We start from the raw sequence: 12,382 nt of genomic DNA, 5'->3' as shown, positions 1-12,382 counted from the left end.
CCTGGTCACGCTACCATACCCCTCCTGACAGGCTCCTGTCAGGAGGGGTATGGTAGATCGGCATTTCAAGCAACAACAGGACAGGACGTCTCACATGATTGACCATCTCGGAATCGCGGTTACCGACCACGCAAAAGCCCGTGGTTTTTACCTGTCTGTACTGGCACCGCTGGAAATTTCGATTGTCATGGAAGTCAGTGCCGAACAAACCGGCGATCAGGCCCATACAGGCTTTGGCAACCAGGGCAAGCCGTTCTTCTGGATTACGGGTGGCAAAAAAGAGGCCGCACCGGGCACCCATATCGCCTTTGGCGCCCAGTCACGCGGTGCGGTTGATGCCTTTTATCATGCCGCCCTTTCGGCCGGGGCAAAGGATAACGGCGCGCCGGGCCTGCGCCCGCATTACCATGAAAACTATTATGGGGCCTTTATCATTGATGCCGATGGCAACAATATCGAGGCCGTCTGTCACGCCCCGGCAGCATAAACCCGAAATCCCCGTTGCCCGGCACAGCATTGCCGGGCAATCAGGGTTTTGAAATCGCAAAGATGCGCAAAAGGGGCGCGCGAATTGCGCGACTTTTGCCCCGTAACAGGCGGCTAGTTTTTTACCCGGTCCGTAGCAAGGGCCGCCAAAACAACGCCCGCCATCACCAAAATCACAGCACTAATTGCCAGGATGGATAAATCCTCGCCCAGCACCCATTTACCGCCAAGGGCGGCAAAGGCCGGTGCCAGGGCCGCAAAGGCCGATGCCCGGGTGGACCCAATGCGCCGCACAGCAATGCCGTAACAGATAATCGCAACAAACCCCGATAACACACCCTGTGTCAGCAATTGCAAACCGGCATCCGCCAGCGGCACATCCAACAGGGCCGTACCGCGAATAGCCGCCACCACGGCTAACACCACAAACGACCACAGCCCGATAAAACCCGCCGCATGCAAAGGTCCCATGCCGCTTTTATGATAGGCATGGGTATAACCCGCCCACAAACAGGCCGCCGATAAGAACATCGCATAACCCCGCCACATGCCGGGTTGCCCGTGGCCGGTAAACAGCCCCGCCACCATCAGCAAAATGCCAATGGCGATGGTCGCATATCCCGCCCAGCGCAGGGCAGAAAACCGTTCGCCGAAAAACAGCACGCCCAAAATCGCCGCCCATAACGGCATGGCACCGGGCAGCAGCGCCCCGACATGGGCGGCGGGCGCATATTGCATCCCCGTTGATGCCACCAGAAAAAACAGCACACCCGACCCGCAAATCATGGCAAGCCCGGTAAGGGGCGAAAGCCCGCGTGGCCATATCCCGTGTTTCAGCCAGACAGGGGATAATACAATAGCCGGCACAGCAAAGCGCAAAAGACCGATATCAACCGGGCCCAGATTGTTTGTCACCGAATAGCGGGTTGAAACAATCCATGCCGCCCAGATCGTTACCGTTGTCATTGCCGCAGCCATCCCCACCAGGCGATAGGCAAAGCTGCCTTTGGTATCCAGGCTGCCCTTTTGCGGTTGCGGCCCCGCCTTCGTCCCGCCGGTTTGCGGGGTTTGTGACGCTACATTATGGTCAAACCCGGCATCTACCGGGGCATTTTGCACAGTCATGGCACCTATCATCCTGCCAGATTTCACTGCCAGAAGAATAGCGCCCCAATCCGGGGAGAATCCTTGCTATCTTTCCCCATTTTTCGCAATACTGAGGCATAACAACCCCAATTATATCACATACGGGATCAAACATGCCCCAAATCGAAATTGATACCAAAGACCGCATGATCATTGACCTGCTGCAACAGGATGGCCGGCTAAGCAATGTTGATCTGGCCGAAAGGATCAACCTGTCGCCATCGCCCTGTTATCGCCGGGTCAAACGGCTGGAGGATGCCGGGGTCATTGAAAATTATGGCGCACGGATCAACCGTCATCGCGCGGGCCTTGGGCTGACCGTTTTTACCGAGGTGAAAGTCGAACGGCATAACCGCACCAATGCCGATGCCCTGGGCGAAGCCCTGTGCGCCCTACCTGAGGTTGTTTCCTGTTTCATGGTTTCGGGCACGGCCGATTTTATGGCTGAAATCGTCGTTGCCGATCTGGCCGCCTATGAAAGGCTGTTATCGGAAAAACTGCTGACCCTGCCGATGGTGGCGGATATCCGATCAAACTTTGCGTTGCGATCGCTTAAAATCGACGGGCCGCTTTCTGTTAGCCAGACCTTGGAAAAACGCGAATAACCGGGTTTTGCTTCGACACAGCTTTATCTTATAATAATTTTGCATTGCGAAACCGAAATCGGCAATGCCCCCCTCTTGGAATGGCAAAGCTCGCACTTGGCGCATTTCCGTTATAGTGGGGTCAAACCCGCAAGGACGCGGGCCCACCCTTTGGCCCGTTATCAATTTTCGGCATTCGTGCCAACGCCACCTGCCCGATACACGCCAACAATATTCTGGATCGCTTCGCCCAAAACAAAAAGTGCGGTTACGCCACAACGCACCAAAACGGAAAATGACTTTGCCCCACGACATGTCAAAACCGCCCCATACCCCATCCCCCGACGACAGTGACAGCCCTCATGCCAGCCCCGCAAGTGACGTGGCACCGTCCGGCATCACTGCCCCACCGACCCCGGATAACGATAAATCGACTGTCCGCCGCCTTGGCAATATTCCCGAGCTGGCCCAATGGGCGCTATTGCTGGGCAGTTCGCTGCTGATGGGGATTGTGCTGCATCATTTTCATGTGCCCGCGGCCCTGCTGCTGGGCCCGATGATTGTTGGCATCGTCATGGGCACCAACAGCGCAACGATCCGCATCCCGCGTACAAGCTTCCTTGCCGCCCAGTCTGTTTTGGGGGCAATGATCGGCGGTTCAATGACGGCCGCGATCATTACATCCTTTGTCGATGACTGGGTGCTGGTCATTGGCATTACCTTCATCACCCTGCTGGCCAGCAGCTTTTTGGGCTGGATCCTCTGCATCCGCCGTGTGCTGCCGGGAACAGTCGGTATTTGGGGGTCATCCCCCGGTGCGGCATCCGCCATGGTCATCATGGCCGAGGCCTTTGGCGCCGATGCCAGGCTTGTTGCCTTCATGCAATATGTGCGCGTGGTGTGCGTGGTCACGGTGGCATCAATGGTGGCAAATTTCTGGGTATCAAGCAGCCTGCCGCCGGGTGCGGAAATGCCCGTGCATGAATGGTTCCCGGCCTTTGATATCGGCAATTTCGGCCTGACCCTGCTTGTCGCGGGCATATCGGCCACGCTGGGTGTTATCCTGCGTGTGCCATCGGGGGCACTTCTGTTTCCCATCATCACCGTAATGGTCATGCATATTAATGGCTGGCTGAATGTGGAACTGCCCGAATGGTTCCTGGGCCTGACCTATGCCATTATCGGCTGGAGCATCGGCCTTAAATTCACCCCGGCGGTTTTGCATCATGCGGCCAGCGCGCTTCCCAAAATCCTGCTATCCATCGTGGTGCTGATCGGCTTTTGCGCCGGTATTTCGGTTTTGCTGGTGCAGTTTCTTGGCGTGGACCCGTTAACCGCCTATCTGGCAACCAGCCCGGGCGGGCTTGATTCCGTTGCCATTATCGCGGCCAGCACCCATGTCGATCTGCCTTTTATTCTGGTCATGCAATCGGCGCGGTTTTTCATGGTGCTACTGATCGGCCCGCCTTTGGCAAAGGCCGTGGCACGCTTTACCCCGCAAAGCCAGACCTGACCCAAACCGGCCCCAAAACCGGCACTTCCCAATTGCACAAACGAAAACGGCTGGCGCATTTGCCAGCCGTTTTGCGTAAATCAATGCCGTGCCTTCAAGGCCGCATCAGATGCCAAATTCGGCAAAGAAGTCATTGCCCTTGTCATCGATCACGATGAAAGCCGGGAAGTCTTCAACTTCGATCTGCCAGACGGCTTCCATGCCCAGTTCGGGATATTCCAGAACCTCGACCTTTTTGATGCAATCAAGCGCCAGACGCGCAGCCGGACCCCCGATGGAACCAAGATAGAAACCACCATATTTATGGCAGGCATCCTTGACCTGTTTGGAACGGTTGCCCTTTGCCAGCATCACAAACGAACCACCGGCGGCCTGGAACTGCTCGACATAGGCATCCATACGCCCGGCCGTGGTCGGCCCAAACGAACCCGATGCCATGCCATCCGGCGTCTTGGCCGGGCCAGCATAATAAACCGGGTGGTTTTTCATGTATTCGGGCATGCCTTCGCCAGCATCAAGGCGTTCCTTGATTTTGGCATGTGCAATGTCACGGGCCACAATCACCTTGCCGGTCAGGGCCAGGCGGGTTTTCACCGGATATTGCGACAGCTGCTTGCGGATGTCATCCATCGGCTGGTTCAGGTCAACCTTGACGACTTCATCATCAAGATGTTCATCGGAAACCTCCGGCAGGTATTTCGCCGGATTATGTTCCAGATCCTCGATAAAGATGCCGTCCTTGGTGATTTTACCCAGAACCTGACGGTCCGCCGAGCACGAAACGCCAATCCCGACCGGGCAGCTTGCCCCGTGGCGCGGCAGGCGGATGACGCGCACATCATGGCAGAAATATTTGCCGCCAAACTGCGCGCCAATGCCCATTTCGCGGGTCATTTCCAGAATCTTCTGTTCCCATTCAAGGTCACGATAGGCCTGGCCATGTGCACCGCCTTCGGTCGGCAGGTTATCGTAATAACGTGCCGATGCCATTTTAACGGTTTTCAGCGTGGCTTCTGCCGATGTGCCGCCAATAACAATGGCAAGGTGGTAGGGCGGGCAGGCCGAAGTACCGAGCGTGCGGATTTTCTCATCCAGAAACTTGCGCAGGCTTTCGGGGTTCAACAGTGCCTTGGTCTGCTGGAACAGGAAGGTTTTATTGGCCGACCCACCGCCCTTTGCCATGAACATGAATTTATATTCGGCACCGGGTGTTGCATACAGGTCGATCTGGGCTGGCAGGTTGGAACCGGTGTTTTTTTCTTCAAACATATTCACCGGGGATACCTGCGAATAACGCAGGTTATATTCCTGATAGGCGCGCCAGATGCCCTTGGAAACGGCTTCTTCGTCGCTGCCATCGGTAATCACGCGGCCACCGCGCTTGCCCATAACAATCGCCGTGCCCGTATCCTGGCACATCGGCAGCACACCACCCGAGGCGATATTGGCGTTTTTCAGAAGGTCCATGGCGACAAATTTGTCATTCGCCGTTGCTTCCGGGTCATCGAGGATTTTGCGCAACTGTTCCAGATGGCCGGGACGCAAAAGATGCGAGCAGTCAAAAAACGCCTGAAGGGTCAGTTTTTCAATCGCTTCGGGCGCAACCTTCAAAAAGGTTTCACCGTTAACCTCGATGGTTTCGATACCTTCATCACCAATCTTGCGATATGGCGTGGCATCCTTGCCCTGCTCGAACATGGCTTTATAGACAAAATCACTCATGGAAGGCTTCCGTCTCTCAAAACAAGGTGGGACTGTTTCTAATTCTGTTCTGGTTAACCAGATGGGTATTGGAACTGGCTGCGACCATAGGGACTTTCATCAACAAAATGAAGCATAACCGCGTGTCATGCGACTTTTGGCCGATGGGGCCACAACCAGCCTGAAACCGACCGGTTTCAAACTGAAAAAACGGATGGCGGGAACCCATCCGTTCATTCGGCAAAATTCAGGGGCGAAGCCATTGGCCCGCCCCTTTCATTTCGGTCTGTTATTTCTTGCGGAAGGCATCAAGGGCGATCACTTCGCCGCCTTCCCCGGACTCGGCTGCCGGTTTGGACCGCGACGCGGGATCCGCCGTCAGTTTTGCCGGTTCTTCGTCATCATCCTCGAAATCGTCATCGTCCATTTCTTCTTCTACGCTGAAAGTCAGCATGAAATTGGCCGACGGATCAACAAAGGCGAGCATGGCATCAAAGGGCACAACAACAACAGTCGGCATGCCGTCAAAGCTCATTCCGACCGAGAAATACTCGTCCGTAACCTTCATGTCCCAGAAGCGATGCTGCACCACAACCGTGATATTGTCCGGATGTGCCTTGCGCTGCGCGTCTGGCAGTTCAACGCCGGGATGGTTGGTCTGAAACGTGACATAATAGTGATGCTCGCCGAAAAGGCCTTCTTTGGCCACGCGAGTCAGAATCTGTTTTACTACGCCGCGCAGCGCCTGATCGACCATCAGATCGTATCGGAATTCTTCCGGTTCGTGCATCGAAAATCCTGTTTCTGGCGGGCATGGCCCGTCACTCCTATACGCCACTATCCCCAATGGCGCATTTGTCAGGTTCTATTCATAAACAAGCGTGAGAGAATTACAAGAGTGCCGCAATCACTTCGCGCATTCTGCAACAGGGCGGCACTTGGCATTGGGGGAAATAATGAGGCGTTCTGTTGCTAGGTGCCTCACCCCCCACCGACTACCGCTCCCGGCAACCGGAATTTCGCTTTGGTGCTAGTACCGCTTACGCAGCAACAGCAACCGGAGCATTGTTGTCGTTTGCATTTACAAACATTGGCCCGATATCGGTGGTACCATGCCGAGCACCCACATTGGCTTTTACTACTCACGTCGATCCTATTTCGGCCCCACGAACATCGCTCGAGTAAAACGACGTATGGTTATGGTGGAGCCGCCGGGTACCGCCCCCGGGTCCGTAAAGCTTATTCTGCCACGCAGTTTAGTGCCATAACCGGGTTGCCCCGGTAGCCCCTATATAGGGGAAACGCACATGCTTTGGCAAGCGCAATACGGAAACTTTCTATTCATCTCAGCGAAAATCAACTTACAGAAAGATCAGATTATGCTTTAATAAAAGAACATCTCAAAACATAGAAATAAATCAAAAAATTTTAACTCCAAAAACAGAAAAATGACCCAAAAATCAATTTCACTAATCATCACCCGCCCGTTAGAAGACGAAGACTTAATGAGACATTTCTCAAATGGCGAGATCAATCTTCACTCTCTAGTAATTGATATAGATAAAAACCTCATCGAAAGTGGATACCAACCGTTCCAACGCCCACTGCAAGCATGCTCAGAAATAGCAAAAAAATTAGGAATTTCCTTTTCCATCGGACAGAAAGAAGACGATTTCGTATGTGCAATTCAAGATATATACAAGAACTTATATCGCCCCAAAGATCTACACTGCCCCCCTCTTCATATCGGTACATTCATGTTCCTAGACACGTTCTTACCAATTCAAATTCCTTTGATTTATGGAACCCCAAAAATAGACCCAGTCAAATGCTTACGCGAAGTACCTGAAAATATTCTCAGGTGGATATTTAGCGACAAAGCATCAGCTAATACTTTTTTCGATCAATGGATTGACTTATCTGACTTCACATATGGACTTCATGACGTAGAAAGCACGCAGAAAATTCATTCCCAAGCAATAGAATACTGGCATCTTGCGAAACAACAACTTGAGGGGTCTTCCGCCACACTGCATGGTTCAATCGACAAATATACCGTTATTCAAAATTCAGCTATTGCAACAGAACTTCTTATGAAAGGCGCGATGCTAGCTCAGGGAGAACCAGAAAAAAAAGTTCGAAAATACCAGCATAATTTACCTGAGCTCTCAATGGATTTATGTAAGACTTTTCCAAATTTAGATCACCACAGAATTAAGGGGGTAGTAAAGGGAATACCTTCACTTGTCGAACGTCGATACGAAGCAAAAAAGTACACTCGGACTGAAATCGGCACACTATTAATGAACACTCAATTTATTGCGGGCGAAATACTTCGACAATTCTCAGGGCGAAATGTTCGCAATAGTTTAACTACACAATCAGACCAAAATGCAGAAATCCAGCACCGGTACTATCCAATAATCACCTGAATTCAACTTCATCGGGTATCTTGCTACACTATTCATTGGCGACTATGCTCCCGGAAAATACGATTCCGAACAACAGGATTCAGCATGCAGCAATATCTTGATCTGATGCGTCATGTGCGCGACACCGGCACCCGCAAGGAAGACCGGACCGGAACAGGAACCATTTCCGTTTTCGGCCATCAGATGCGCTTTGACCTGGCCGAAGGTTTCCCGATGGTCACGACCAAGAAACTGCACCTGAAATCCATCATCCATGAATTGCTGTGGTTTCTGGCGGGCGATACCAATGTCAAATATCTGCAGGATAATGGCGTTCGCATCTGGAACGAATGGGCCGATGAAAATGGCGATCTTGGCCCGGTTTATGGCGGCCAATGGCGGTCCTGGCGCGGGGCGAATGGCGAAACCATCGACCAGATCAGCACCGTGATCAACCAGATCAAAACCACACCCGATTCCCGCCGCCTGATGGTGTCGGCCTGGAACGTGGCCGATGTGCCCAACATGGCCCTGCCGCCCTGCCACTGCCTGTTCCAGTTTTATGTCGCCGATGGCAAACTTTCCTGCCAGCTTTACCAGCGCAGCGCTGACATTTTTCTGGGTGTGCCGTTCAATATCGCATCCTACGCCCTGCTGACCATGATGGTCGCACAGGTTTGCGAGCTAAAACCCGGCGATTTTGTCCATACACTGGGTGATGCCCATCTTTACACCAACCATCTTGACCAGGTGGAAACGCAGTTGGCACGCGATCCGCGTCCGCTGCCAAAAATGCTGATCAATCCCGATGTGAAATCGATCTTTGATTTCAAATATGATGATTTCACACTTACGGGGTATGATCCGCACCCGCATATTGCAGGCAAGGTGGCTGTCTGATGGCAAGCACGCCTGTTTCGCGCACGGCCGTTGTTGCCGTTTCGCAAAACCATGCCATTGGCAGCGATGGCTGGATGCCGTGGGATATCCCCGAGGACCTGAAACGTTTCAAGGAACTGACCAGGGGCAAACCCATGATCATGGGGCGCGTCACCTTTGAATCCATCGGCAAACCGCTGCCGGGCCGGACATCAATTGTCATAACGCGCGATAAAAACTGGTCGTTTGACCATGAACGCGTAATTGTCTGCCACGATATCGAAACCGCCATCAAGCTAGCCGATAACATTGCCCTTCGTGATGGTGTGAACGATGTCATCATTGCTGGCGGTGCGCAAATCTATCGCCTTGCCCTGCCCTATACGACGCGTTACGAAATCACCGAAGTCCATGAAACCTTCGATGCCGATACGTTTTTGCCGCCGTTACCCGCCGCCGATTGGCAGGAAATTAACCGCGAAGATCGTAAAAACACCGAAAATGGTCCAGACTTCAGCTTTGTAACCTTGGACAAAATCGCGTGAACCGGCCCAAATGCCGGGCATGAAGGCTTGATCCCTGCCTATGCCCTATTTAAGGTAGGTTTACTGTCCTAATAACAGCATCTGTGAGCATTGCGACATGGCCCGCCCCCGCGCCTTTGACGAAGAAAGCGTTCTTGATAACGCCATGAACGTATTCTGGCACAAGGGGTTCGAAGGGACCTCGGTTCAGGATCTTGTCGATGAAACCGGCCTGAACCGGGCCAGCATGTATGCCAGTTTTGGCGATAAAAAAGCCCTGTTCCTGCGCGTGCTTGACCATTATGTGCAAACCATTTCCGCCGCCCGTTTTGCCAAACTGGTGGAAATGACCGATGGTCGCCAGGCGATTTGCGAAACCTTCCGCGATGTGATGCGCAATGGCCTGTCCGAAGGGCGCAATAAAGGCTGCCTGATGGTCAATTCCGGCATGGAACTGGCCCCGCACGATGCCGAAACCGCCGCCATTGCCCGCCAGTCCTTCAAGCGTACCGAACTTTTATTTGTCGATGCGCTGGTGCGTGCCCAGGCGCAAAAAACCATTGCAGAGGGTAAAAACATCCGCGCCCTTGCCCGCTTCCTTGCCGGTTCCGTTCAGGGCCTGCAATTAATGGCCCGCCGTGCTGCCGACGAGGAAACCATGCGCGACTATGTCGAGATGGTCCTGACCGCGCTGGACTAAGCCAGGTACCTTCGATTGGCACCCCAGCCGTCGGCAGACGTAACGCTTGGCTGTTTTCGGTATCCATCCGCACCACCAAAATAGGTTTGCAGCTTCCCCCACCCCCGGATCATTAACCGCCCGGCCTTGCCTTGCGTGCGGCTTTGATCCCCTTTTACGCTCCTTCCTGAACGCCTGCGCGATGCAATACGGCCTTTATGCCGTTAGCGAGCACATGCCCATATCAGGCAAGCTGCGCTTTGCGCTTGCTGAATGAAGCGCCTCTCGATACTGTTATGTTATAACATATCAATATCGAGAGGGTAATTCTGCCATGCAAAAGCTTCCTGTAACGGTTTTGTCCGGCTTTCTCGGCGCGGGGAAAACCACGGTTTTGAACCATGTCCTGAACAATCGTGATGGCCTGCGCGTCGCCGTGATCGTCAACGACATGAGCGAGGTCAATATCGATGCGGACCTGGTGCGCAATGGTGGGGCTGATCTGTCCCGGCTTGATGAAAAGCTGGTTGAAATGAGCAATGGCTGCATTTGCTGCACGCTGCGCGATGACCTGCTGGCTGAAGTTCGCAAGCTGGCCGATGAAAACCGCTTTGATTACCTGCTGATTGAATCAACCGGCATTGCCGAACCCCTGCCCGTTGCCGCGACCTTTGATTTCCGCGATGTGTATGGCGAATCCCTAAGCGATGTGGCCCGCCTTGATACCATGGCAACCGTGGTGGATGCCGCCCGCCTGATCAGCGATTACAGCTCGCAGGATTTTCTGCGTGATCGCGGGGAATCGCTGGGCGAAGAAGATGAACGCACCATCGTAAACCTGCTGGTCGATCAGATCGAATTTGCCGATATCATCATCCTGAACAAAACCGACCTTGTCAGCACACAGGAACTTGAAACCGTACGCCACATCATTCGCGCCCTGAATGTGGATGCCGAAATCGTCGAAACCACGCGTGGCCGCGTTTCACCGCAAAAAATCCTTGCGACCGGCCTTTTCAATTTTGAACGTGCACACGAACATCCCCTATGGGCCAAGGAACTGTACGGCTTTACCGACCATGTTCCCGAAACCGAGGAATATGGCATTTCCAGTTTCACCTATCGCTGTGCCCTGCCATTTCATCCGCAGCGCTTTTATGAATTCATCAATTCCGAATGGCCCGGCGTTATTCGGGCCAAGGGCCATTTCTGGATTGCGACCCGCCCGAACTGGGTGGGTGAATTAAGCCAGGCTGGTGCCGCCGTCCAGCACGAGGCATTGGGCAACTGGTGGGTTACCGTCCCGCAGGATCGCTGGCCCAGCGGCCCGGAATGGGAAAGCATGCTGCGTAAAATCTGGCATCCCGTTTTTGGTGACCGCCGCCAGGAAATCGTCTTTATTGGCACCGGCATGGATGAGGCCGCCCTGCGTGCCCGCCTGGATGCCTGCCTGATCGACGATGCCGACCTGGGCCTGGCGGTACGCGCCGCAAATGACCCCGCCGATGATTATGGCGACCGTTTCAATGCCCGCCCCTTTGCCTCCCTGCCGGATCCGTTTCCGAAATGGGGCAATGCGGCATGATGATGCCATTCAAAACGGCCTGATTGTTCTTCGGGCGTCATTTGCCACACACAGACACACACATAAAATGCCCACAAAACCGCCATTGCCAACGATGGCGGTTTTGTTTTGCGTGATTTTGGACAATCGTTCCAATTCGACGCCCCACCAGGCCGCGCCGCATCATTTCAGCGTTCCGCGTCCGGAACGCATTGTCACGATATTGCCGGCTATCACCATCATTTTTCCATTATTATGATGCAAAGAAACAGTGATACCAATTTTGATGCGCCAAGGGGCCGCCATGTTGAACGCCAAGCAAATTGCCGAAACATTTTTTGACCGGCTTGCTGCCCATGATAATTCGGTTGCCGATCTTTTCGCGACCGACATGCAATGGAACCTGCCCGGTGATAACAGCTATGACCATGCCGAACCTGTCGATAATATCGCAGGCCGTTCGGCACTGTTTGACCGCCTGTGGCCAGCCCACGTCCCGGCCGAAAGCCGCGCCATGGGCACCCGCCTTATGATCAGCGACCGCCATGTCGCCCTTTTTGGTCAGATCGGCGAAAAAAGCACCGCAACATCCAAACGCAAAATCCGCGACGTTGCCTTTCATCTTGTCATTGAAAATGGCGTCATCCGCCATCTGCACATGTATGAAGATGTCATGGCCGCCATCGTTGCCTTTGACCTGATGGAAGATGTTTCATCAACGGCGGCTGCCTGAAAAGACCGGTCTTCCGGGGCTGACGCGGCCCAAACGCCTGCAAAAAATTCCCGGATTTAAATGATCTGGCAAGCCAATATGGCATTATAATACACGGCGACCGGGCTTTCCCGGTCGCCGTTTGTATTTTGACTTGTTGCCAAACCCACCTTTGCCCCCCGT

Annotated in this window: 12 protein-coding genes and 1 other RNA gene; 9 read left to right on the top strand and 4 right to left on the bottom strand. The window is 53.6% G+C overall.

The genetic code is table 11. The features are described 5' to 3' along the window. The first annotated feature begins 94 nt into the window (after positions 1–94). Positions 95–487 carry a VOC family protein gene (locus CSC3H3_RS05170; RefSeq protein ID WP_101284166.1) on the top strand — a complete coding sequence of 131 codons (393 nt, stop codon included), beginning with the start codon at positions 95–97 and terminating at the stop codon, positions 485–487. A gap of 113 nt (positions 488–600) precedes the next feature. Here the strand turns inward: CSC3H3_RS05170 and CSC3H3_RS05165 are convergent, their stop codons facing one another. After that, positions 601–1,611 carry a DMT family transporter gene (locus CSC3H3_RS05165; RefSeq protein ID WP_101284164.1) on the bottom strand — a complete coding sequence of 337 codons (1,011 nt, stop codon included), beginning with the start codon at positions 1,609–1,611 and terminating at the stop codon, positions 601–603. Between the two features lie 134 nt (positions 1,612–1,745). Here CSC3H3_RS05165 and CSC3H3_RS05160 point away from each other — a divergent pair, with 134 nt between their 5' ends. Both CSC3H3_RS05160 and CSC3H3_RS05155 read left to right on the top strand, forming a co-directional pair. Continuing rightward, positions 1,746–2,237: an Lrp/AsnC family transcriptional regulator gene (locus tag CSC3H3_RS05160; RefSeq protein ID WP_101284163.1), complete on the top strand. Its 492-nt coding sequence runs from the start codon at positions 1,746–1,748 to the stop codon at positions 2,235–2,237. Positions 2,238–2,511: 274 nt separating this feature from the next. Further along, a complete protein-coding gene (locus tag CSC3H3_RS05155; RefSeq protein WP_245881282.1) occupies positions 2,512–3,729 on the top strand; it encodes an AbrB family transcriptional regulator in 1,218 nt (405 codons plus the stop codon). A gap of 105 nt (positions 3,730–3,834) precedes the next feature. Here the strand turns inward: CSC3H3_RS05155 and CSC3H3_RS05150 are convergent, their stop codons facing one another. From CSC3H3_RS05150 to ssrA, 3 genes are all read right to left on the bottom strand, one after another. Continuing rightward, the gene (locus tag CSC3H3_RS05150; RefSeq protein WP_101284159.1) at positions 3,835–5,451 is read right to left on the bottom strand and encodes a fumarate hydratase; all 1,617 of its coding nucleotides are present in this window, start codon (positions 5,449–5,451) and stop codon (positions 3,835–3,837) included. 268 nt (positions 5,452–5,719) lie between these two features. Then, the gene (locus tag CSC3H3_RS05145; protein ID WP_101264087.1) at positions 5,720–6,220 is read right to left on the bottom strand and encodes an SspB family protein; all 501 of its coding nucleotides are present in this window, start codon (positions 6,218–6,220) and stop codon (positions 5,720–5,722) included. Between the two features lie 165 nt (positions 6,221–6,385). After that, positions 6,386–6,753: a transfer-messenger RNA gene (gene ssrA / locus CSC3H3_RS05140) on the bottom strand. 125 nt (positions 6,754–6,878) lie between these two features. On the opposite strand from ssrA, the gene CSC3H3_RS05135 reads away from it, so the two are divergent. From CSC3H3_RS05135 to CSC3H3_RS05105, 6 genes are all read left to right on the top strand, one after another. Further along, positions 6,879–7,862, top strand: coding sequence for a hypothetical protein (locus CSC3H3_RS05135; RefSeq protein ID WP_157831836.1), 984 nt, complete (start codon positions 6,879–6,881; stop codon positions 7,860–7,862). Positions 7,863–7,946: 84 nt separating this feature from the next. Beyond that, entirely contained in the window at positions 7,947–8,741 is a 795-nt protein-coding gene (locus CSC3H3_RS05130; RefSeq protein WP_101284155.1) for a thymidylate synthase, read from the top strand. After that, positions 8,741–9,265, top strand: coding sequence for a dihydrofolate reductase (locus CSC3H3_RS05125; protein ID WP_101284153.1), 525 nt, complete (start codon positions 8,741–8,743; stop codon positions 9,263–9,265). The genes CSC3H3_RS05130 and CSC3H3_RS05125 overlap by 1 nt, the downstream gene beginning before the upstream one ends. A 97-nt stretch (positions 9,266–9,362) precedes the next feature. Continuing rightward, positions 9,363–9,944, top strand: coding sequence for a TetR/AcrR family transcriptional regulator (locus CSC3H3_RS05120; protein ID WP_101284151.1), 582 nt, complete (start codon positions 9,363–9,365; stop codon positions 9,942–9,944). A gap of 313 nt (positions 9,945–10,257) precedes the next feature. Continuing rightward, positions 10,258–11,508, top strand: coding sequence for a zinc metallochaperone GTPase ZigA (zigA, locus tag CSC3H3_RS05115; protein ID WP_101284149.1), 1,251 nt, complete (start codon positions 10,258–10,260; stop codon positions 11,506–11,508). A gap of 283 nt (positions 11,509–11,791) precedes the next feature. Further along, positions 11,792–12,220, top strand: coding sequence for a nuclear transport factor 2 family protein (locus CSC3H3_RS05105; RefSeq protein ID WP_101264082.1), 429 nt, complete (start codon positions 11,792–11,794; stop codon positions 12,218–12,220). Positions 12,221–12,382 lie beyond the last annotated feature (162 nt).

Source organism: Thalassospira marina (genome assembly GCF_002844375.1).
GTDB classification, from domain to species: domain Bacteria; phylum Pseudomonadota; class Alphaproteobacteria; order Rhodospirillales; family Thalassospiraceae; genus Thalassospira; species Thalassospira marina.
This window is presented reverse-complemented; position numbering and strand designations above follow the sequence as displayed.